The organism is Streptosporangium sp. NPDC053982 (assembly GCF_055585205.1).
Genome location: NZ_JBVJKQ010000030.1, coordinates 13972 through 35610, shown reverse-complemented (window position 1 = coordinate 35610; position 21639 = coordinate 13972). Strand labels below are relative to the sequence as shown.

General features: G+C 68.8%; 23 protein-coding genes, 1 tRNA gene and 1 pseudogene. 13 read left to right on the top strand and 12 right to left on the bottom strand.

The features are described from left to right. Positions 1 to 408: 408 nt before the first annotated feature. From ACZ6W9_RS36230 to ACZ6W9_RS36200, 7 genes and pseudogenes are all read left to right on the top strand, one after another. The gene (locus ACZ6W9_RS36230) at positions 409 to 924 is read left to right on the top strand and encodes an ArsR/SmtB family transcription factor (protein ID WP_389957168.1); all 516 of its coding nucleotides are present in this window, start codon (positions 409 to 411) and stop codon (positions 922 to 924) included. 31 nt (positions 925 to 955) lie between these two features. Next, positions 956 to 2107: an MFS transporter gene (locus tag ACZ6W9_RS36225; RefSeq protein WP_389957171.1), complete on the top strand. Its 1152-nt coding sequence runs from the start codon at positions 956 to 958 to the stop codon at positions 2105 to 2107. Further along, positions 2088 to 3302 (top strand): aminopeptidase, encoded by a 1215-nt coding sequence (locus ACZ6W9_RS36220; protein WP_389957173.1) that lies wholly within the window; start codon positions 2088 to 2090, stop codon positions 3300 to 3302. Before ACZ6W9_RS36225 ends, ACZ6W9_RS36220 begins: the two co-directional genes overlap by 20 nt. Positions 3303 to 3400: 98 nt before the next feature. Further along, positions 3401 to 4981, top strand: coding sequence for an OmpA family protein (locus tag ACZ6W9_RS36215; RefSeq protein ID WP_470121808.1), 1581 nt, complete (start codon positions 3401 to 3403; stop codon positions 4979 to 4981). Between the two features lie 62 nt (positions 4982 to 5043). Then, a pseudogene (locus tag ACZ6W9_RS36210) lies at positions 5044 to 5241 on the top strand (IS30 family transposase); the annotation flags it as partial. 39 nt (positions 5242 to 5280) lie between these two features. Further along, on the top strand, positions 5281 to 5655 hold the full coding sequence (locus ACZ6W9_RS36205; protein ID WP_389957938.1) for a tyrosine-type recombinase/integrase: 375 nt from the start codon (positions 5281 to 5283) through the stop codon (positions 5653 to 5655). A 438-nt stretch (positions 5656 to 6093) separates the two neighbouring features. After that, positions 6094 to 6744, top strand: coding sequence for an HAD family hydrolase (locus ACZ6W9_RS36200; protein WP_389957179.1), 651 nt, complete (start codon positions 6094 to 6096; stop codon positions 6742 to 6744). Between the two features lie 553 nt (positions 6745 to 7297). Here ACZ6W9_RS36200 and ACZ6W9_RS36195 read toward each other — a convergent pair. Next, on the bottom strand, positions 7298 to 8263 hold the full coding sequence (locus ACZ6W9_RS36195) for a zinc-binding dehydrogenase (protein ID WP_470121807.1): 966 nt from the start codon (positions 8261 to 8263) through the stop codon (positions 7298 to 7300). A 551-nt stretch (positions 8264 to 8814) separates the two neighbouring features. After that, entirely contained in the window at positions 8815 to 9969 is a 1155-nt protein-coding gene (locus tag ACZ6W9_RS36190) for a WD40 repeat domain-containing protein (RefSeq protein WP_389957184.1), read from the bottom strand. Positions 9970 to 10195: 226 nt separating this feature from the next. Here ACZ6W9_RS36190 and ACZ6W9_RS36185 point away from each other — a divergent pair, with 226 nt between their 5' ends. After that, on the top strand, positions 10196 to 10864 hold the full coding sequence (locus ACZ6W9_RS36185; RefSeq protein WP_389957187.1) for a site-specific integrase: 669 nt from the start codon (positions 10196 to 10198) through the stop codon (positions 10862 to 10864). A 7-nt stretch (positions 10865 to 10871) separates the two neighbouring features. Here the strand turns inward: ACZ6W9_RS36185 and ACZ6W9_RS36180 are convergent, their stop codons facing one another. The 4 genes from ACZ6W9_RS36180 to ACZ6W9_RS36165 all read right to left on the bottom strand — a co-directional run bounded on the left by ACZ6W9_RS36180 (position 10872) and on the right by ACZ6W9_RS36165 (position 12502). Next, positions 10872 to 11309, bottom strand: a complete 438-nt coding sequence (locus ACZ6W9_RS36180) for a hypothetical protein (protein WP_389957190.1) — start codon at positions 11307 to 11309, stop codon at positions 10872 to 10874. A gap of 375 nt (positions 11310 to 11684) precedes the next feature. Further along, positions 11685 to 12116 (bottom strand): type II toxin-antitoxin system VapC family toxin, encoded by a 432-nt coding sequence (locus tag ACZ6W9_RS36175; RefSeq protein WP_389957191.1) that lies wholly within the window; start codon positions 12114 to 12116, stop codon positions 11685 to 11687. Between the two features lies 1 nt (position 12117). After that, positions 12118 to 12324 (bottom strand): hypothetical protein, encoded by a 207-nt coding sequence (locus ACZ6W9_RS36170; protein WP_179825708.1) that lies wholly within the window; start codon positions 12322 to 12324, stop codon positions 12118 to 12120. 104 nt (positions 12325 to 12428) lie between these two features. Then, positions 12429 to 12502, bottom strand: a tRNA-Ala gene (locus ACZ6W9_RS36165). Positions 12503 to 12809: 307 nt separating this feature from the next. Between ACZ6W9_RS36165 and ACZ6W9_RS36160 the strand changes: the two genes are divergently transcribed. From ACZ6W9_RS36160 to ACZ6W9_RS36150, 3 genes are read left to right on the top strand one after another with little or no spacing between them, the layout of a single operon-like run. Continuing rightward, positions 12810 to 13205, top strand: coding sequence for an ArsR/SmtB family transcription factor (locus ACZ6W9_RS36160; RefSeq protein ID WP_470121806.1), 396 nt, complete (start codon positions 12810 to 12812; stop codon positions 13203 to 13205). Then, positions 13138 to 13632 (top strand): SRPBCC family protein, encoded by a 495-nt coding sequence (locus tag ACZ6W9_RS36155; RefSeq protein WP_389957201.1) that lies wholly within the window; start codon positions 13138 to 13140, stop codon positions 13630 to 13632. Before ACZ6W9_RS36160 ends, ACZ6W9_RS36155 begins: the two co-directional genes overlap by 68 nt. After that, entirely contained in the window at positions 13619 to 14206 is a 588-nt protein-coding gene (locus ACZ6W9_RS36150) for a TIGR03086 family metal-binding protein (RefSeq protein ID WP_389957204.1), read from the top strand. The genes ACZ6W9_RS36155 and ACZ6W9_RS36150 overlap by 14 nt, the downstream gene beginning before the upstream one ends. Positions 14207 to 14458: 252 nt before the next feature. Here ACZ6W9_RS36150 and sepX read toward each other — a convergent pair whose 3' ends face one another. The 6 genes from sepX to galU all read right to left on the bottom strand — a co-directional run bounded on the left by sepX (position 14459) and on the right by galU (position 19244). Further along, positions 14459 to 15133: a divisome protein SepX/GlpR gene (gene sepX / locus ACZ6W9_RS36145; protein WP_470121805.1), complete on the bottom strand. Its 675-nt coding sequence runs from the start codon at positions 15131 to 15133 to the stop codon at positions 14459 to 14461. A gap of 124 nt (positions 15134 to 15257) precedes the next feature. Then, positions 15258 to 15911 carry a GNAT family N-acetyltransferase gene (locus ACZ6W9_RS36140; protein WP_362931228.1) on the bottom strand — a complete coding sequence of 218 codons (654 nt, stop codon included), beginning with the start codon at positions 15909 to 15911 and terminating at the stop codon, positions 15258 to 15260. Between the two features lie 89 nt (positions 15912 to 16000). Continuing rightward, a complete protein-coding gene (locus ACZ6W9_RS36135) occupies positions 16001 to 16474 on the bottom strand; it encodes a MogA/MoaB family molybdenum cofactor biosynthesis protein (protein ID WP_362930874.1) in 474 nt (157 codons plus the stop codon). Between the two features lie 111 nt (positions 16475 to 16585). Then, positions 16586 to 17038, bottom strand: coding sequence for a cyclic pyranopterin monophosphate synthase MoaC (gene moaC, locus ACZ6W9_RS36130; protein ID WP_389957941.1), 453 nt, complete (start codon positions 17036 to 17038; stop codon positions 16586 to 16588). 110 nt (positions 17039 to 17148) lie between these two features. Further along, positions 17149 to 18336 carry a molybdotransferase-like divisome protein Glp gene (gene glp / locus ACZ6W9_RS36125; RefSeq protein WP_389957943.1) on the bottom strand — a complete coding sequence of 396 codons (1188 nt, stop codon included), beginning with the start codon at positions 18334 to 18336 and terminating at the stop codon, positions 17149 to 17151. An 8-nt stretch (positions 18337 to 18344) separates the two neighbouring features. Next, positions 18345 to 19244: a UTP--glucose-1-phosphate uridylyltransferase GalU gene (gene galU, locus ACZ6W9_RS36120; protein ID WP_470121804.1), complete on the bottom strand. Its 900-nt coding sequence runs from the start codon at positions 19242 to 19244 to the stop codon at positions 18345 to 18347. Between the two features lie 25 nt (positions 19245 to 19269). Between galU and ACZ6W9_RS36115 the strand changes: the two genes are divergently transcribed. Next, positions 19270 to 19842, top strand: coding sequence for a 5-formyltetrahydrofolate cyclo-ligase (locus tag ACZ6W9_RS36115; RefSeq protein WP_470121803.1), 573 nt, complete (start codon positions 19270 to 19272; stop codon positions 19840 to 19842). Between the two features lie 165 nt (positions 19843 to 20007). Next, the gene (locus tag ACZ6W9_RS36110) at positions 20008 to 21513 is read left to right on the top strand and encodes a potassium/proton antiporter (RefSeq protein ID WP_470121801.1); all 1506 of its coding nucleotides are present in this window, start codon (positions 20008 to 20010) and stop codon (positions 21511 to 21513) included. The last annotated feature ends 126 nt before the right edge of the window (positions 21514 to 21639 follow it).

Genomic DNA, 21639 nt, shown 5'->3' with positions numbered 1-21639 from the left:
TCGCACTCGAAGGATCACGCGATGGCCGTTCTCATTTCACGGCGCCACGCCTGCTAGCTGGGGAAACTCATACACCACCTCCGTGGACGCAACCCGTGAGGCGCTGGAGGCCGAAGGAGGCGCAAGGCATCCTCGTCGGGCCGTCGCACGTGTGGAACGCGATCGAACAGGTCGTACCGCGTGACCTGCTCGCTGCGGCGGTGGAAGGTCGAGGACCTCCAGCGGCGCTCGATGAAGTCTGCGCCGTTCATTACCGCTTGGGCGATTCAGCCCGCCACGCCGCAGCCCCGCCTCATCATCGCTCTCCGAGATGAACGCCGCGATCGTCCAGCGCTGCCGTCCAGTCCTGAGGGCGCGTCGCAGAGTCGCCTCTTTCCCAAGAGTTGTTGGATAAATTATGATCCCAAGGTGTCTTTGGAAAATCAGGATGACCTGGTTCCCCTGCGCGCCCTGGCCAACCCGCTGCGCATCCGCATCGTGTCGCTGCTCACCGGCGCGTCGATGTCGGCCACCGAGGTCGCCGACGAACTCGGCATCGCGCACGCCTCAGCCAGCTACCACCTGCGCCAGTTGGCCAAAGCGGGCTTCCTCCAGCAGACGGACGAGCGGCCGCGGACAGGCAAGGGCCGTCCGCAACTGCGGTACCGGTACGATCCGTCCAGCGGCGAGCGCCTCGACCGGTCCGAGGGACGGCAACTCGTCCACCGGGCGATGAGCACCGACCTGGCCAGGCGCCTGACTGAGATTGATCGCCAGCGCACGTCGATGGACGCCGAGGTATGGCTGGCCAGGCCCGTTTGGGAGGAGATCGTCGGCCTGGTCGACCAGGCCGTGGCGCTCCTGCACGACAAGGCCGGCCCGCCGCACGACGGCGTCAAGGTCAGCATGACCGCGCTCCTGCTCGAACTACGTGACGAACGATGATCGGCCGCCTGCTCGAACTACGTGACGAGCGGTGATCGGCCGCCTGCTCGTCTGCGCGGCCGGCGCGTTCCTGTCGATCGGACTGCTCATCCCGGCGGTTCCGCGATACGTCACCGGCCCGCTGGACCGGCAGGCCGGCATGGTGGGCGTCTCGCTGGCCGTCACCGCGGTGGCCGGGGTGCTCGCGCGCCCGCTGGCCGGACGGGTGGCCGACAGAGCCGGACGCCGCACGGCCCTGTGCGCGGGCGCGCTGCTGCTGTCCGGCACGTCCCTCGCGCTGCTCGCCGTCGGGCGGTTACCGCTCTTCCTCGTCCTGCGCGGCGTCGCCGGAATCGGTGAGGCACTGGCCTACGTCGGCCTCGCAACCCTGGCCGGCGACCACCGGCGGCCCGGCGCGGCGATCAACCACTTCTCCGTCGCCGTCAACGCCGGCCTGCTCGCGGGGCCCGTCATCGCCGAGACGCTGTACGCCGCGTCCGGGTTCGCCGCAGTCTGGGTCACGGCCGCGGCCGCGGCGCTGGGGTCGGCGGCGCTCGGCCTCACCCTGCCGAACACGATGAGCCCGGACACGGAGAGCGCGAGCCCGGATCCGGGAATCCGGCGGGCCCGGCTGTACCACACGTCCGCTCTACGACCCGGCTTCGGCTACCTGGCCTCCGTGTGGGGCTACACCGCCATCAGCGCCTTCCTGCCGCTGCGCCTCGCCGCGCTCGGCGGCTCCGGCGGCCTCCATTTCCTGGTCTACGGCGGCGTCCTCGTCGCCATCCGGCTGGCCGGACATCGCCTGCTCGCCACGGCCGCCCCGACGCGCCTGGCCGTCACCTCCCTCCTGCTGACCGGGACGGGATCGACCCTACTCGCCGTCTGGCCCTCTCCGGCCGGGACCTGGTGCGCGATCGCGCTGATCGGCGCCGGGCAGGGCCTCGGGCTGCCCGCATTCCTCAGGATGGCGGTGCACGGCCTGCCCGCCCGCGAACGCGGATCCGCCGTCGCCACCACGACGGCCTTCTTCGACATCGGATTCCTCACCGCCGCCCTGGCCCTCGGCGCCCTCGCCGACCGGTTCGGCCTGGCCGGCGGCTTCGCCCTCGCGGGCGTCGTGTCCGCCGCCGGAGCGCTGCTGTTCCTGCCCGTACGTCACCGCGAACACGAAGGAGCCCCCCTTGACCGTTCCCCCCGCTGACCTGTCCGGCTATGCCGACGTCGTGTTCGACGTGGCCGTGCCCCTGCTGGCGGACGACCGGGTGCTGATCAACGCCGAGATCGGGCATGCCCCGCTCGCCCGCGCCCTGGCCGAGGCTGCATACGCCAGAGGCGCCCGCTACGTCGACGTCTGGTACTTCGACCCGTACGTCAAACGATCCCGCGTCCGGCACGCCGCCACCGCGAGCCTGGCCGAGGTGCCCTCGTGGCTCGACGCCCGCAACGACGAGCTCGGACGCGAAAGCGGCGTCCTCGTCAACATCCGCGGCGCCGCCGCCCCCGACCTCCTGGCCGGGCTGGACCCGGTGCGCGTCGGGCTGGACCGCATGCCGGCCCTGACCTCCCGGCAGCGGCTCCAGCTCGACAACCTGGTCCGCTGGACGATCGTCCCCTGCCCGACGCCCGAGTGGGCCCGCGCCGTCTTCGGCGAACCCGACCAGGCCCGGCTGTGGCGGCACCTGCGCCGTGTCCTCCGTCTGGACGAGCCCGACCCGCGCGAGGCGTGGCGGCAGCGCATCGTCGAACTGCTCGACCGCGCCCGGCGGCTCACCGAGATGCGCCTGGACGCCGTGCGGTTCGAAGGCCCCGGCACCGACCTGACCATCGGCCTCCTCCCGGACGCCCACTGGACCGCCGCCCGCCTGGAGGACGTCCAGGGCCGCCCGTTCCAGGCCAACCTGCCGACCGAGGAGGTGTTCACGACTCCCGACTACCGGCGCGTCGACGGCACGGTCCGCGCCACCCGGCCGCTGTCCCTCGACGGCACGGTCATCCGCGATCTGGAACTGACCTTCGCCGACGGCGTCGTGACCGGTGTCAGGGCGAGCGCCGGAGCCGACGTCGTCCGCGCGCACCAGGCGACCGACGCGGGAGCGGCCCGGCTGGGCGAGCTCGCCCTGGTCGACGGCTCCTCGCGGGTGGGCGAGAGCGGCATCACCTTCATGGAGACCCTTCTGGACGAGAACGCCACCTGCCACCTGGCCTGGGGCGCCGGGCTGCCTCCGGGCGTGCCCGCCCACCTGCGTACCGACGATCCCGCACGGCTCGACGCGGCGGGTGTGAACACCTCGCGCGTGCACGTCGACTTCATGGTCGGCGGCTCGGACGTCACGGTCACCGGGCTGGGGCCCGGCGGGAAGGTGGTGCTCCTGCGCGACGACGCCTGGGAGTTCTGACGCCCTGCCACAGTCGGGAGCATCGACTTGACGGCCGATCTCGGTCGCGAATGATCTCGTTGAAGGGAAGGTTTGTTGTGCGTGGCACCGCTCTGACCGTGTCCGTCGCTGTCATGGTCGTACTCGGGGGGTGTGCCGCGCCGACGCCCTCGCCGGGCGGGGTGCGGCAGACGCCCGGTGAGCAGAAGGAGACGACACGGCAGACGCCGTCGCCGCAGCCGGTCCCCTCGACCGCCGCGCAAGGCAAGGGGTTCACCCGCCGAGGCGTGGTCAGCGCGGGCGCGCCGGTGGATCTGGAGATCAAGGCCGTCGAACGGCATCGCGACCTCACCGCTCTGAAGATGGAGCTCTCCATCAACACCGCCGACTTCCACGGCGCCGACTTCGGCCTCGGCCCGCTCACCACCGACTTCGCCCAGTTCTGGCTGCTGGACCCGGTCGGCAGGAAACTGTACTTCACGCTGCGCGAGCAGGACGGGGAGAAGGCATTCGGCACCAGGAAGAACTACGCCGCGGACTCCTTCAGGAAGGGCACCCGCTACCCGGTGGAGGTCTATTTCCCACCGCTGCCCGCGGGGGTGAAGCAGGTGACGGTGCTCGCCATGGCAGGGCTGGGCGAGCTGACCGGCATCCCCGTGACCGACGGCGCGTCACCGCCCGTCGCCAGGCCCGGCGAGGAGGGCCAGGCCGAGCCGGGAGGCGTGTTCCAGTGGCCGGTGACGCCGCCGACCGCCGACGCCTGGTCCTATGTGGCCGACGTACAGGAGTACGTGGAGACGCCCGAGAGGTCGGTCACGCAGCAGGGTGAGGACGAGACCATCGCCCTGCGCGCTGACGTGCTGTTCGCCTTCGACCAGGCCACTCTCTCGCCGAAGGCGGCGTCCATCCTGCGGGACGCGGCCCAGGAGACGCGGGAGCGCGCCGATCCCGCCAAGCCGCCCATCGAGATCGAGGGACACACCGACAGCAAGGGCGAGGACGCCTACAATCAGCGACTGTCGGAACGGCGGGCGAAGGCCGTCCGGGACTACCTGGCACGCATGCTGGGGGTCGACTACACGTACCGGGCCACGGGCAAGGGCGAGCACGAGCCGATCGCCAAGAACGAAAGACCGGACGGCGGCGACGACCCCGAGGGCAGGGCACGCAACCGCCGGGTGGAGATCTCCTACAAGGTGAAGAACCGCACCCCGGACATGACGGTCACCCTGTCGCCCTCGGCGACGACGGGTGCGACGGTGGCCGCCGAGCCCGCGCCGTTCAGAGGGAATGACCTGGGGCCCGTGGTCGGGTCACTGACCCGGGGAGAGCTGCGGCTGGATGTGCATCCCCTCTACCGGGACGGGGCGCTCCTGGTCGCGCCCTTCGAGATCGAGAACACGAACAAGGAGACGTTCGTCGTGCCCGTGCCTCAGCCGTTCAGCGCGGTGTTCGCGCACGAGTACGTGGCGATGTCACCGTTCAGTGCGATCACGCTCGTGGACGAGGCCACCAAGGCGCGGTACTTCAGCACGCGGACGAGCGAGTCGTACTTCCTGCAGAACGGGGTCACGACGATTCCCGCCGGCTCCACGCAGCGCGGTTACATCTACTTTCCCGCGCCGCCGGAGGGCACCACGTCGATGACCTTCGACGTGAAGGATCTCGGGACGATCAGAAACGTGCCCATCTCGCGCTAGGAGCGTCCTGAAGATCTTGGCGGTGGGGTCAGTACGAGACGGCGTCCAAGCGGCGGCTCGACCTGGATTCGCAGTACTGGCAGTTGATCCTGGACGGTGTGGGCACGGTCGAGGCGTGCCGGATCGTGGGGATCGGCCGGAAGACGGGATATCGATGGCGGGCGGAGGACGGCGGTCTACCGCCGGCCCGCGTGGCGGAGGAGGCTCGCTCCAGTCGGTATCTGTCGTTGCTGGAGCGGCAGTGGATTGGTACGGCTCGACGTCCCTGACCCGGACGGCGGGGTCTCGCGGAAGCTGCACTGGGGTGCGGTCGACGTGCGGCCGATCACCTCGACCGGCCCGGACGGCTCCGCGCTCTCCGAGGTGACGGCTGGCAGGACAATGGCCTCGTCTTCGCCTTCAAGGTCGGCACCGAACTCGGCTCTCACAACGTCCGCCGCTCGTTCCGGGCCGTGCTCAAGAAGGCCGACCTGAACGAGAAGGAATGGACGCCCCGAGAGATGCGGCACAGCTTCGTCTCGCTGTTATCCGACTCCGGCATTCCGCTGGAGAACATCTCCCGTCTGGTCGGTCACCGCAACACCTCAGTGACGGAGACGGTCTACCGCAAGCAACTCCGCCCGATGCTCCTGGAAGGGGCCGAGGCGATGAACAAGCTCTTTCCCGACCTGTAGCCCAGCACTCTGACGTAGATCCAAGCCCGGCGAGAGTATCCATCTCGCCGGGTTGTCTCTTCCCAGACGAATGAATCCGGTGTGATCAGTCGTTCTCGATGAGATTGAGGCCGTGGTTGAGGTGGGCATGGAACGTGGGCCGGGCACCGGCCGGACCGCTCAGGACGAACTCGTAGGCGGCGTCGTCAGGGTCGTCGGGGTCCAAGAGGTGTCCGCGGAATTCCACTTCGTACCAGCCGGGTGGTACGGAAATGCGAGGATGCCGGGGATCGTCGGGCGTCCACTTCGTGAGGTAGCCCAGGCCGCACAACAGCAACTCTTCTGACCGGACGTGCTTATCTGCACTTTGCTCGAACCCGCAAGAGGGGTCAGATCGTCCTGATGGCTGGCAGAAGTGACTGATTGGTCAAGAGGCACTGGTGGATAGGCTGATCCATCATGCAACGACTGGCGCTCTTCGACCTGGACAACACGCTCGTGGACCGTGCTGAAGGGCTGCGCCTATGGGCCGTGGAATTCTGCGAAACGCGCGAGCTTAACGCAGGCGAAGTCGAGTGGATCGTGGAGGCAGACGGGGATGGCCTCGTCACTAAGGAAACCTTCTTCTCCCAGCTCCGGGAGCGGTTCTCGCTGTCCGACTCGGTTGTGGAGTTGTGGGCTCAGTATCGTCGCCGTCATCCGACCTTGATCCCGGCCGGTCCGAGTACCCTGGTCGCACTCGTCCGATTGCGGCGAGCGGGCTGGAAGGTCGGTCTGGTCACGAACGGCTTAGCTGATGTGCAACTCACGACGATCACCAGCAGTGGTGTGGCTGAGCATGTCGACGGGTGGGCGATCTCTGGGGCGGAGGATGTCCGCAAGCCGGACCGGAAGCTGTTCGAGATCGCAGCTGAGCGATGCGGCATGACCTTGGCGGCGGGCGGGTGGATGATCGGTGACAGCGCGGCAGCAGACATCGGAGGCGGACAGGCCGCTGGTTTGCGAACGATCTGGATCGATCGCGGCCGCCAATGGCTGGATGAGATCAACAAGCCTGACTACGTCGTTGCCGATGCCGCCGAGGCGATCGCCGTTCTCCTGGCTCAGTAGAGAGCCCCGTCAGCGCCTTTGGACTGTTCATGACGGCGACCTCCCACTGTTTGGCGCTTGCCGCCGTGTCGGGATATCGAGGCAGGACCCGAACCACTCGCCAGGACTCCAACATGATCACCAGGCGGATCCCATTGAGCACTCTCTCCCAGGAAGACCCACACGGTCACGTGGCTGGAATCGCTCACCGCTGAGATACCTCACCACTGGACTTTGCGAAACCCGGAAGGGCACGGGCCTGATGGATGGACCGTAGTCACTCAGTTGGTCACTCAGCAACGCAGAAAGCCGCTTCCGGTCTCTCGGAAGCGGCCTCTGACCTGGGTGGAGATGAAGGGGTTCGAACCCCTGACCCCTTCGATGCGAACCGCGGTGGGGCGTACCGCTTCTGGTCGCCGGATGCCATCCAGTGCTGTCAGGTGCCACGACGATGAGGTCCGTCGATCTCGGTTGTGCTCCCGTGTCAGCGGGTCCGCTGACTTTTCGCTGACTCCCTCTGGCCTCTATCGACCGGAGATGATCCTGACCACGGGGAACACCGCGCCAAGCATCGTCAGATCAGCAGGAGAGTCTTGCCCAGGGCACTTCGTGACTCGATCGCGGCATGCGCGTCCGCAGCACGCTCCAGGGGGAAAGTCTGTCCGATGATCGGCCGGATCCGACCCGCCGCCGCCTCCGACATCACCCGCTCGGCCCAGCCCCGCATCTTCGGCCCGAAACCGAAGAGCTGCTCGATCCCGATCACCTCGACTTCACGCCGCTGCGCCTGGGCAGGATCGATCTCCGTGACTTGACCGCTGGAAGCACCGTGAATGGAGAAGCGACCGCCGACCGCCGTCACCTCGAACGCGGCCCGGCCGATCGCTCCGCCGACCCCGTCGAACACCACATCAGGACCCGCGCCACCGGTCGCCTCGTGTACCTGCTTCGCCCAATCGGGGTCCGAGTAGTCGACCGCGGCATCTGCGCCCAGACCACAGATCATGTCCAGCTTCCGTGCACCGCGTGCGGCTCCCACCACCCTGGCGCCTGTCGCCCGAGCCAACTGCACCAACAGAGTGCCGACACCGCCACCTGCCGCCTCGACCAGCACCCACTCCCCGGGAAGGATCCGGGCTCCCTCGACCAGCCCCAGTGCGGTGCTGCCGTCGGTATGCAGAGCGGTGGCCTCAGGCAACCCCAGCCCATTCGGCACCGGGATCAGATCCTCCACCACGGCCACCGCGCGCTCGGCGAAGCCGCCGGTCTCCCCCACCTCGGCGATGACACGCCGTCCGGACCAGATCAGATCCACGCCCTCCCCCACCGAACCCACCTGACCGGCCACCGTACCGCCCGGCACGTACGGCAGGACGGGCCTGTCGTGCCATTTGTCGGCACCCCGCCGGATCTGCGTCTCGACGAACGTGATGCCGGCGACGGATACGTCGACCACCACCTGTCCCGGTCCGGCGACCGGGTCCGGCACCTCGCCCGGAACCAAAACCTCGGGACCTCCGAAACGCGCCACCTGCACCACTCGCACTTCAGCCGCCCCCTGCATTCAGCTTGTCCGACACCGACGCAGAGCACTCTTCACCCTCAACCGAAGTTGAGGTCAAATAATCACAAATTACGTCATACGACCCTGAATCATCTCAGATGAGCCGCACCCGCCCACCACGCCTCTGTCGATGGCAGCCAAGCCACCGCCGGAGCCCCAGCACTCAGTCCGGAAAGCAGGATGCTCGGCCAAAAAGCTCTTCACTGAGGACGACCTTTCAGGGCGCCCTCTCCGCCGACCGGCTCTACTCCTTCCAGGACGACGAAGGCCCGACTCCAAGTTCTGGAGTCGGGCCTTCGTCGTCCTGGTGGAGATGAGGGGGATTCGAACCCCTGACCCCTTCGATGTGAAGCCTTTCGCAGGGGCCGGATCCTTGGCCTATGCGCTGTCTGAGCTGCGGGGACGGTCCCTCGTTGTCCGCGGCCGTCCGGCCCCGTCCGTGGCCGTTGTCACCCAGTTGGTCACTCAGCTCTCCGCCGACCCGCTCTTCCGGTGCCAGGTCAAGCCAACCCATCCCGCAAGATCATCTATGATCCTAGACTCCAGATCCGTATCGTCTTGTCTCTGCCGCAGGAGACGATGACTGAAGTGCCATCACTGCGCCTTCCGGCCGCCAAACCGAAGACCGTGCCGGAGCGGCTGTCGAAGGGCTCCCCAACCGCATCTCCGGTATCCAGATCCCACGCCGACACGTTGCCGTAGTCATCACCGTAGACGATGACGGACGAGCCATCGCCGCTCCGTCCCACCGTCATATCCGAAAATCCGTTGGGCTGAACCTTGATGGGCTTTCCGACAGGCTTTCCCGTGTTCAGGTTCCAAACTCGGATCCTGCCACCAAGATCTCCCTCCTTGAAAGGCCATCCCGGGGAGTACGCAGAGACAACAACCGGAGTGCCGTCACGGCGCTTCCCCATCGCCAAAGCTCGCACTTGGCAGTCATCGCATCCGGCAAGAGACTTGCTGACGGGCTTCCCCGTCTCCAGACTCCAGACGCGTGCCTCGCCCGAGGTGTTTCCAGTGACGACGACAGGTGTGCCGTCGCTGCGCTTGCCGGTGACCACCTCGGTAGCAGTGGTGAAGACTTCCGTGAAGGATCTCTTGATGGATTTACCCGTGTTCAGGTTCCACAGGCCGACGACTGATGACACTCCCCCCGCAGTGGCGGCAATGACCGGAGTGCCATCACGAAGCTTGCCCGTTGATACTCCCCACATGATATCGCGCTTAGATACGATAGGCCGACCAAGAGATTTCCCGGTATTCAGATTCCACATGCGCAGAGTGCTGTCGTCTCCGCCGGAGACGATGACCGGAGTGCCATCACTGCGCTTACCTATCGCTACGCTATAAATTAATTTGGCATGCCCCTTCAAAGGCTTTCCAATAGGCTTACCGGTGTCCAGGTTCCAGATCCGTACAGTCTTGTCGCGACTGCCGGAGACGATGACCGGGGTACCATCGCTACGCTTGCCAACAGCCACCGCTGTCACAGCGCCAGTGTGTCCCTTGAGGGGATCGTCAACCGGAGTGCCGAAGGGAGTGACCTCGGCCGAGGACGAGAGCTTCTTCGCCGCAGAAGCCGACAGCCGGCCGATTGAGGAATCAAACCCGAATGCCGCGCTCCTTACCGACAGGTTCAACGAACCGAGCGCCAGCAGCACACCCGTCGCGACCGCCAAGGACCTGAGCCTGACCCGCGGCCTGCGACCCACTGCCATATCTACCTCTTATCCCGACGCCCACTGTGACATCCATGTCGATCATTGACGGCCGTCAGACTAGTCACCGCATTCACGTCGCAGGAAGAGGAAAGCACCTACGAGTCCAGTCCGGTCTGATACCGTCGCCGCTCATCTCTCCGTCGGCCAGCGGTCCTTGTCGGCCACGAAGCCCTCTCGCGACAAGGTGAAGCGGAACGTGGTGCTGCTGTGCGAGATCCCCAAGGGCAGGGAGGAGCGGCCGTCGAAGTCGCTGACTCACGACCAGGCCGAAGCCGTACTCAAGGCGTCCGAGGGCACGGCGCTGCACGCCTACATCGTGCTGTCGCTGCTGCTCGGGGCACGGACGGAAGAGTTACGGGCGCTCATCTGGTCCCATGTCGACCTCGACGGCAATCCGCCGTCCATCATGGTCTGGCGCTCGGTCCGGGAGGGTGGCGACACCAAGACCCGCAGGTCCCGGCGCACGCTGGCCATGCCGAGACGGTGTGTGGACGCGCTCAAGCTCCACCGTGAGCGTCAGGACGTGGCCCGTAAGGCGGCGGGCGCGAGCTGGCAGGACAACGGCCTCGTGTTCGCGTCCAAGGTCGGCACGGAACTGGACTCCCACAACGTCCGCCGCTCGTTCCGGGCCGTCCTCAAGAAGGCCGGCCTGAACGCTCAGGAGTGGACGCCTCGGGAGATGCGCCACAGCTTCGTCTCACTACTGTCGGACTCCGGTATGTCCATCGAGGCCATCTCACGCCTGGTGGGCCACCGCAACACCTCAGTGACGGAAACGGTCTACCGCAAGCAGCTCCGGCCGATGCTCCTGGAAGGGGCCGAAGCGATGGACCAGATCTTCTCGCACGACTGAGCACGGCTCACGGCCGCGCACCGGCGTTCGCTCGGCGGCTGCGCCGCATACCGGCGATGAGGAGTGCGGCTATACCTCCATAGAGCAGGAGAACGAACCAGAGCCCCTGCGAATCCAAGGGACAGTAGGGGGAGAAGAACGTGACGACCGAGACCGCGTAGTAGGCGGCCGTCATGAGCGCCGCACCAGCCCCGATCCATGCCAGGAGGCGGAGCCTCTTACCTGAGGATCGCCATATGGCCACTGTCAGCACCACCAGGACGACGGGAAGAAGCGTAGCCATGGCGCCGAAGCCCAAGGCAAGCACGTCATGACCGGGGTAACCATCCTCAGTGTTCAGATGAGCGCAGATCTGAATCCCTGAGTCAGCGTCCAGGAATCCCCAATGAGGAAGGAGCGACAGGAGAACGGCACTCGTCCAGCACAGCAGCACACGATGCTTCATCGCCTTCCTCCCAGACCCGCAACGCCTCGTCCTCCCGCGCGGATCTTGGGAGGGAGTCCATGATCCCGCGATGACCAGGGCCTCTGGACGAGATACGGCCGTAGTCACTCAGTTGGTCACTCAGCAACGCAGAAAGCCGCTTCCGGTCTCTCGGAAGCGGCCTCTGACCTGGGTGGAGATGAAGGGGTTCGAACCCCTGACCCCTTCGATGCGAACCGCGGTGGGGCGTGCCGGGTCGGTTCATCGGATGCCATCTGGTGCCGCATCGGTGCCACCTGATGATCTCGGCCCCGTCCTCGTGTCAGCGGATCCGCTGACTTTTCGCTGACTCCAGCCGGTCTTCACTGATCATGAGTCCCGCCCCGGTCCTGGCCGTCAGCCGGAGCTCGTGATCCCTTCCGGCAGGAGGGTGAACGCGTCGACATGGCGAGGTCTCACCGCGCGGAAGTGCCGATGATCGACCGTGGCGATCGTCGACAACCCCAAGCGCTCGGCCACCGCGATGACCGACGCGTCGACGATTCCCAGAGGGAAGCCGATGTACTGCTGCGCCAGCTCCGCCATGCGAACGAGATCGCTGTCCTCAAGCTCGGCCAGGCGGAAGCCGTTGCCACCGAAGGATCTCAGGAAGTTCAGCTCCGCCTCGGGACCGACCCGGGCCGTCAGGTAATAACCCACCTCACCCAGCACCGGCGACGGCACAAGAATCGGCCCTTTGGTACGGCGCAGCAGATCGAGGCACGCATGATGGTGCCTGTCCTTCTTGCTCCCGACCGCGATGAGTACACCCGAGTCGCACAGGAGCACGTCAGAAGCCCGACCGGGAGCGCAGGATCTCTCGATACTTCTCGGACGCGTCCGGCTCGTCCTCGAACGAGGCGAAGAACGGCAGATCCCGCTCGCTCTCCTCCTCATGCTCCTCCAGGAAGCCCCGGATCAACTCCAAGGCCGGCCGGAGCTCTGCTTCCGGCACCTGATCTACCAGGTGGTGAAGCTCCTCGCGCATGGCACCCATGCCTTCGAGTGTAGGCGGACAGCCCTCGACACGCCCTGTCCTTGGAAGGATCTCAGCACGTCGAAGGCCCGGCTCCATGATCTGGAACCGGGCCTTTCGTCTTGTGGAGATGAGGGGATTCGAACCCCTGACCCCTTCGATGCGAACGAAGTGCGCTACCGGACTGCGCTACATCCCCAAGACCTGAACTAGGTTAGCAAACTTCTGGAGCCGCTCGCGCCATCCGAGAACGGGGAGACCAAAGGGATCGTGCGGGAGGTCGGGAGGGGCGGCGCGGCAGGGTGGGAAGCCGCAGGCGGCGGACCCAGGGCCGGTCGCCGGCCTTACGGCGCGGCAGGAGCGGCCCGTACGGCGCGAGCCACGTCACGGCGTCGATGCCGATCACCCGACAAGCGACACTGAACAGTGCTTTCAACCACAGGGTTGATAGGCAGATGATCTCCACCCTAGGATTCTTTCAACCGTTGGGTTGAAACGGAGAGGTGATGAGCACGGACGTGCTGTCCCGGGTCTTCGCCGCCCTCGCGGATCCGACGCGGCGCGACATGGTCGCCCGGCTCTCGGAGGGCGACGCGACCGTGAGCCGGCTGGCTGAGCCGTACCGGATGTCGCTGCAGGCCGTCTACAAGCACCTGCGGGTGCTGGAGGACGCGGGGCTCGTCAGCCGGCCGCCGGGGCCGCAGCCCCGGCCGGTGCGCCTGGAGACCGATGCCCTCGACCTGATGGACACCTGGATCGAGCGCCACCGAAGCCGTGTCGAGCAGCGTTACCGCCGCCTCGACGCCGTCCTGGCGGAGATGGAGGGAGACGAGGATGAACATGATCAAGGAGACGGTCATCGAGGCCGACCCGGGGCTGCCGGTCATCCGGATGACGCGTGACTTCGCCGCGGCACCCGGACGGCTGTTCCGCGCCCACACCGATCCCGCGCTGTTCGCCCGGTGGGTGGGTCCCGACGCCATGGCCACCCGGATCGAGCACTGGGACGCGCGTACCGGCGGCAGCTGGCGGTACGTCTCGGCGCGCGAGGACACGGACGGGAACACGGAGTACTGGTTCCACGGCTGCTTCCACGAGGTACGGCCGGACCGCATCGTGCAGACCTTCACGTTCGAGGGCGACCCCGACGGAGTCGCACTGGAGACGCTGTGGTTCGAGGACCTGGGCGACGGCCGTACGCGGCTGCGGACGCAGTCGCTGGTCGACAGCTTCGAGAGCCGTGACGCGTGGCTGCGCAGCGGCATGGAGGTCGGTGTCAACGAGGGACACGCGAAGCTGGAGAGGATGCTCGCCGATGGCACTGTCTGATCACCCGGCCGAGCGGCACCGGCAGGTCGCCGGGCTGTTCACCGACCGGGTCCGCGGCACCCGGTCCTGGGACGCGCCGTCCCCGGTCACCGGCTGGACCGCCCGCGACGTCGTGCGTCACCTGGTCGAATGGCTCCCGGGTTTCCTGGCCTCCGGCTCCGGCGTCGTGCTGCCTCCCGGGCCGTCGGTGGACGACGACCCGGTCGCCGCGTGGCAGGCGCACCGCGACGGCGTGCAGGCGGTGCTGGACGACCCGGGGACGGCGCACCGGGAGCTCGCCAACCCGCACATCGGCACCGTGCCGCTGGACACCGCGATCGACCGGTTCTACACCGCCGACGTGTTCATGCACACCTGGGATCTGTCCAGGGCGACCGGCCAGGACGACCGGCTGGACCCGGACTTCTGCGCCCGGCTCCTCGCCGAGATGGAGCCGATGGAGGAGGTCCTCCGCTCCTCCGGCCAGTACGGTCCCAGGGTCGAGGTGCCCGTCGACGCGGACGTCCAGACCAGGATGCTGGGTCTCATCGGCCGGGACCCGTTCTGGCGGGGACCGGTGAGCCGGACGCCCTGACCGGGTCGAAGACCGATGGGAACGTGCCGCCCGGGGCCGTACGGCGCCGCGTCCCGGTGTCGGTCGCCGACCGCGCGGTGTCCCGGCGTGCCGGGTCTCGGTCGCCGGCCGTACGGCTCACGTCCCGGCGTTCCGGGCCTCAGCCGCCGGCCGTACGGCGTCTCGTCCCGATGTACCGGGCTTCAGTCGTCGGCCGCGCGCCGCAGCGTACCGGGTCTCGGTCGCCGGCCGTACGGCGCGGCGTACCGGGCGTCAGTCGCCGACCGCGCGGCGCGGTGTCTCGGCGTACTGGTCGAACAGCTCGTCGCGCAGCGCGGTGAGGTCGATGACCTCCGCCACCGGCCGCCGGGCCTCCAGCTCGGCACGCCGGCGGGCGCGCCTGGCACGCTCCGCCCTGGCCAGGGCCGCGGCCCTGCGCCGCTCGGCGTCGGCCTTCACCGCGGCCCGCAGAACCGTCAGGTAGCCGCCCAGGAGGACGACGGAGGGGGCGATCCCCCACCAGGGGATCACCCGGGTCGCGGCCGTCACCACGGAGGCGAGGAGCAGCAGCACGCACCACAGTGTCAGCCGCCTGCGCTTGGCCACCTGAACGGCTCGGCGCCGTCTCTCGGCGCGCCGCCTCCCGGCCTCGGAACCGGGCACCGCGGCCGGGGCGTCGGAGCCCGCGCCATCGGTGCCGGCGGGGGGCTCGGCACGCGTGTCACCGCCCCCGTCCACGTCCGCGTCCTCGGACACCCGCGCGGCCGGGCCGTACGGCCCGGTGACGGTGACGGCGTCGGCATCGACGTCGGAGTCTCCCCCGGCATCCATACCGGACTCGGCGTCGGTCTCGGAGTAGGCGGGCCGATCGCGGCGCAGCCACATGGGCACGAGCACGCACAGCCACATCACCACGATGGCCAGATAGAGGAGGACGCTGCCGCTCACGGCCACCTCCGGGCAGCACGAAAGCGCCGCTGGTCCGCTGGCGCTCTCGATGTGCTCACGTCACGCACCGTAAGACCGCGTGTCACTATTTGACGAGTATTCGATGCGGTGTGTCGCGAGATCTTCAAACCTCTTCGTGCGGAGCGCCGCCGTGCGCCGCCGCTTCTCGGTCCCTGCGCCACCTGGTCAGCAGCCCTCTGGGCACATCCTCAACGGTCAGCGCATAACAAATATGGTCACGCCAGGCGCCGTCAATGTGTAATTGCCGACGTCTGATGCCCTCTTCCCGGAAACCAAGCTTTTCAACCACTCTGCGGCTCGCGTGATTTTCCGGACGGATATTGGCCTCGACGCGGTGCAGGCCGGTGGTGAAGAAGCAGTGGTCGACGGCCATGGCCACGGTGGTCGGGATGATGCCCCGCCCCGCCAGTGCGCTGTCCACCCAGTAGCCGATCTGCGCGGACCTGGCCGACCCCCAGACGATCGCGCCGACGGTCAGCTGCCCGGCGAACGCCCCCCGGTAGGTGACGACCCAGGGAAGCGCCAGCCCCTGCCGGGCCTCCCGGCGCAGCGTGGCGGTCATCGAGACGTAGGGGCCGAGACCCGTCCGGAACAGGGGCGTCTCGGGGTTGCTCGGCTCCCAGGGGCGCAGCCAGTCGGCGTTGCGCAGCCGCGACTCGCGCCAGACGCGCACGTCTCTCAGCCGCAACGGCCGAAGCCCCACGGGCCCCTCCGTCAGGGTCACCGGCCAGCCACGTAGTCGATCCACGCCTTCCATCATCCTCCCAAGGCGTGCCGCCGTGCCACGGACTCGTCACTCCCCTCTCCGCCCCGGACCACGACGCGAGCAGGCCCGGGCCGTCGCGGTCAGCGCGGGTGGTCCCCTCCGCGGATCTGGTCCACGGCGTGTTTGAGGATCGGCGCGAGTACGGCCATGCCGTCGCGGACCCCGCCCGAGGATCCCGGCAGGTTGACGATCAGGGTGTTCCCCGCCTGCCCGGCGAGCCCCCGGGACAGGATCGAGGTGGGCACCCTGTCGCGGGTGGACTGGCGGATCGCCTCGGCGATGCCGGGGATCTCCCTGTCGAGTACGCGGCGCGTCACCTCCGGGGTCAGGTCGGCGGGCGTCAGTCCGGTGCCTCCGGTGGTGACGATCACGTCGTGCCCCTCCGCCACCCCGGCCCGCAGCGCCTCCTCGACCGGCTCGCCGTCGGGCACCACCCGCGGACCCGTCACCTCGCACCCGGCCTCGGCCAGCAGCTCGGCGAGCAGCCTGCCGGACCTGTCCTCGTAGACCCCCGCGGCGGCCCGGTTGGACGCCGTGATCACCAAAGCCCTCATAAGATCACCAAAGCCTTCACCTGGTCACCCGGCCCTCATCCGATCATCCAGCCCTCATCCGCGTCCGCCCGGGACGGGATCCGTCCATCCGCGTCCGCTCGGAGCGGCCGGTCACGGGCGGGTCCAGACCCCGGTCTTGCCGCCCGTCTTCTCCTCCACCCGCACGTCGGTGATCACCGCCGCCGGGTCCACCGCCTTGACCATGTCGATCAGCGCGAGCGCGGCGACGGAGACCGCGGTCAGCGCCTCCATCTCGACGCCGGTGCGGTCGGCGGTCTTCACCCGCGCGGTGATCTCCACCCCGTCGTCGGCAACCGACAGGTCGACCTTCACCCCGTGCAGGGCGATCGGGTGGCAGAGCGGGATCAGGTCGGGGGTGCGCTTGGCGCCCATGATCCCCGCGATCCGGGCGGTGCCGAGCGCGTCGCCCTTGGGCACCTCCCCCGACCGCAGCAGCGCGACCGCCTCGGCCGACAGCAGCACCTTGCCGGTGGCGCTCGCCGTACGGGCGGAGACGTCCTTGGCGGAGACGTCGACCATGCGGGCCGCGCCGGTCTCGTCGATGTGCGTGAATCCGGGCGCGGACCCAGGGGTGGCTCCCGGAGCCGACCCAGGTGTGGCGCCGGAAGTGGCTCCGGGGGTGAACCCTGGTGTGAACCCGGGTGTGAATCCGCTCACAGCGGGATGACCTCCACGTTCGAGCCCTCGGGCAGTTCGGTGACGTCCTCGGGGACCACGATCAGGGCGTTGGCCGAGGCGAGGGCGGCGAGCTGGTGCGAGCCCTGCCCCCGGACCGGCGTGACCGTGCCGTCGCGGCCGAGCACGGCGCGCAGGTAGGAGCGTCTGCCCTGCGGCGAGCGCAGCGGCGCGGCGGTCACCCCCCGCACGCTGTACGGGGCCCCGGCGGCCAGGCCGCGCATCTTCAGCAGCGCGGGACGGACGAACAGCATGAACGACACGAAGGACGACACCGGGTTGCCGGGCAGCGCGAAGATCGGGATCTGGTCATGGCCCACGACGCCGAACCCCTGCGGCATGCCCGGCTGCATCGCGACGCGCTCGAAGCGGACCGTGCCGAGCGGCGAGAGGGCCTCCTTGACGGGCTCGTAGGCGCCCATCGAGACGCCGCCGCTGGTGATCACGGCGTCGGCCCGCAGCAGCTGGGCGTCGAGCTGGTCGAGGAACCGGGCGGGGTCGTCGGCGACGATCCCGGCGCGGTAGCCCTCCCCTCCGGCCTGCTGCACCGCGGCGGCCAGGGTGTAGCTGTTGGACTCCCACAGCTGCCCGTGCTCCAGCGGCGCGCCGGGCTCCACCAGCTCGGCGCCGGTGGAGATCACCACGACCCGGGGGCGGGGCCGTACCAGCACCCGGCGGCGGCCGACCCCGGCGAGGATGCCGAGCTGCGCCGGGCCGATGGGCGTGCCCACCGGCAGTACGGCCTGCCCCTCGGAGACGTCCTCGCCCGCGCGGCGGATGGCGTTGCCCTCGGGAGCCTGCCGGTCGATCAGCACCTCGACGGTGCCGCCGTCGGTCCACTCGACCGGGATCACGGTGTCCGCGCCCGGCGGAACCGGGGCGCCGGTCATGATCCGTACGGCCGTGCCGGGGCCGACGGCGAGCGTCCGGGCGTTGCCGGCCGCGATGTCGCCGAGCACCTGCAGCCTCGCGGGCACCGTCGCGAGGTCCCCGGCCCGTACGGCGTAGCCGTCCATGGCCGAGTTGTCGAAAGACGGCAGCGGCACCGGGGAGGCGACCTCCTCGGCGAGGGTGGTGCCCAGCGCCTGGTCGAGCTCGATCTCCAGCGGCGCGAGCGTCCGCACGGTCCGCAGAATGTCGGAAAGGTGGTCGTCGACCGTTCTCATGGGATCGTTCATCGAGACGCCAGGAACTCCTTCAGCCAGGGCAGGAAGTCCGGTCCCAGGTCGGGCCGGTCGGCGGCGAACTTCACCACCGTGCGCAGGTATTCGAGCTTGTCGCCGGTGTCGTAGCGGCGGCCGCGGAACAGCACGCCGTGGACCGGGCCGCCCTCCTCCTTGCCGCGGCCCGCCAGGGTGCGCAGCGCGTCGGTGAGCTGGATCTCGCCGCCGCGGCCGGGCCCGGTGTTCTCCAGGACGTCGAACACGGCCGGGTCGAGCACGTAGCGGCCGATGATGGCCCAGTTGGACGGCGCCTCGTCCGCCGGGGGCTTCTCCACCAGGTCCGTCACCCGCACCACGTCGTCCTCGGCGGTGGCCTCGATGGCGGCGCAGCCGTACAGGGACACCTGCTCCTGGGGCACCTCCATCAGTGCGATGACGCTGCCGCCGTGGGCCCGGCGCACCTCGATCATCCGCTTGAGCAGCTCGTCACGCTGGTCGATCAGGTCGTCACCGAGCAGGCAGGCGAACGGGTGGTCGCCCACGTGCTGCTTGGCGCACAGCACCGCGTGGCCGAGGCCGCGCGGCTCGCCCTGCCGTACATAGTGGATGGTCGCAAGGTCGGCGGGCTCACGCACCTTGGACAGGCGCTCGTCGTCGCCCTTGGCCTCCAGCACGTCCTCAAGCTCGATCGCCCGGTCGAAATGGTCCTCGATGGACCTCTTGTTCTTCCCGGTCACCATCAGGACGTCCAGCAGACCGGCGGAGACGGCCTCCTCCACGACATACTGGATCGCCGGCTTGTCGACGATCGGAAGCATCTCCTTAGGGGTCGCCTTGGTGGCGGGCAGGAAGCGCGTGCCCAGCCCCGCGGCGGGGACTACGGCTTTGGTCACAGAATGGAAGTCGGTCATAACCGAAACCATAACGGAGGCGTCTGTGGACAAGTCGAGGCTGAGGTCCTCCATCGAGGACGCGCGGACCGCCATCCCCGGCGACGCGCGGCACGCGGCCTCCGTCCGGATCAGGGACGCCCTGCTCGACCGGCCCTGGGTGCAGATGGCCGGGCTGGTCGCCTGCTACTGGTCCGTCGGCGCCGAGCCCGAGACCCACGGCCTCGTCTTCGCGTTGTGGAAGCACGGCGCGACCGTGATGCTGCCGGTACTGCGTGACGACGACGACCTCGACTGGGCGGTGTACGACGGCCCCGACACCCTCGCCCCCGGGCGCTTCGGGATCATGGAGCCGGTCGACACCCGGCGCGGCGTCGACGCGATCCGTACCGCCGCCCTGGTCATCGTGCCCGCCCTGGCCGTGGACCGCGCGACCGGCGTACGGCTCGGCCGCGGCGGCGGCTCCTACGACCGCGCGCTGGCCCGGGTCGGCCCGAACGTGCCGACGGTCGCGCTGCTGCACGAGGGCGAGCTGATGGACGGCGTGCCGGCCGAGCCGCACGACGTGCCGGTCCGCTACGCGGCCACCCCGGAGGGGATCGTCCACCTGGCCCCGTGAGCCGCACGGGACGGATGAGGCCGCAGGGGACGGGTGAGATCGTCCACCTGGCCCGGTGAGACGCGCGGGACGGATGAGAGCGTCCAGCAGGCCCGGTGAGACGCGCGGGACGGATGAGGCGGCCGAATACGACAGAATGGTCCCCGAGGTCGGAGAGGGGGCCAGATGGACATCGACTTCTGGCTTCTTCTGGGCGCAGGGGTGGTGATAGCGGCCATCGTCGCGGTGCGCGTCGCCCACCGCACCGGCCTGCCCAGCCTTCTCATCTTCCTCGGCATCGGCCTGCTCGTCGGCGAGGCCGGCCTGGGCCTGCAGTTCGAGAACCCGCAGCTCGCCCAGCAGATAGGGATGATCGCCCTGGCCGTCATCCTCGCCGAGGGCGGCCTGACCACCAACTGGAACCACGTCAAGAAGGCCGTCCCCCTCGCGGCGGTGCTCGCCACCGTCGGCGTGGGGGTGAGCATCGTGGCCGTCGCCGTACCGGTCCACCTGCTGCTCCACATGGACCTGCGCACCTCCCTGATCATCGGCGCGGTGCTCGCCTCGACCGACGCCGCGGCCGTCTTCTCCGTCCTGCGCCGGTTGCCGCTGCCGCGCCACCTCGCGGGCATCCTGGAGGCCGAGTCCGGGTTCAACGACGCCCCCACCGTCATCGCGGTGGTGCTGCTGAGCGCGGCGGGCTCGTCCTCGGTGGAGCACGCGCTGCTGGAGGTGGTCGTCGAACTGGCGGTGGGCGCCGCCGCCGGTCTGGCCATCGGGCCCCTGGGCGTGTACGCGCTGCGCCGGATCGCGCTGCCGGTCTCCGGTCTCTACCCGATCGCCGTGCTGGCCCTGGCGTTCGTCGCCTACTCCGGGGCCGTCCACCTGGGCGGCAGCGGCTTCCTCGCGGTCTACCTCGCCGCACTGATCATGGGCAACTCCCGGATGCCGCACCGCGCCGCAACCCGGGGGTTCGCCGAAGGAGTGGCCTGGCTCGCGCAGATCGGCCTGTTCGTCATGCTCGGCCTGCTGGCCAGCCCATCGGAGATGCCGTCGGCGATCATCCCGGGCCTGGTGGCCGGATTTATCCTGGTCGCGGTGGCCCGGCCGCTGTCGATCGTGGTCTGCGCCTTCCTGGTACGGATCGCCCGGGTGGACCGGCTCGGCTGGCGCGAGCAGGCGTTCCTGTCGTGGGCGGGACTGCGCGGCGCGGTCCCCATCGTGCTCGCCACCATCCCCTGGGCGGCGAGCACGGGCGGCGACGGCTCCGCCAAGCTCGTGTTCAACGAGGTGTTCGTCATCGTGGTCGTCTACACCCTGATCCAGGGGCCGACGCTGCCCTTCGTGGCCACGCGGCTCGGGCTGTCGAAGGTGGACGAGGCGCAGGACCTGGAAGTGGAGTCGGCGCCGCTGGAGGAGCTCAACGCCGACCTGCTCCAGATAAAGATCCCGCCGACCTCCAAGCTTCAGGGTGTGGAGATCTTCGAACTCCGGCTGCCCTCCGACGCCCAGGTCACGCTGATCGTGAGGGACGGCCGGACGTTCGTGCCCACCGACACCACCAGGATCAAGGTCGACGACCAGCTCCTGGTCGTGACCACCGCCGCCTGCCGCGACTCGGCCGAGCGGCGGATCAGGGCGATCAGTCGCCGGGGCAAGCTGGCGGGCTGGTTCGGCGAACTCGGCCGCTGACCCGCCGCTGCGGCCGTGCCACCGGACTTCGGAGGCTTCGCCGTACCGCCGGTCGTCCGGTTGGGGCGCGATGGGCCGCGGCGGCGCGGTGGAATGGCAAGGACCCGACTCGCGTTCACCCCTGTC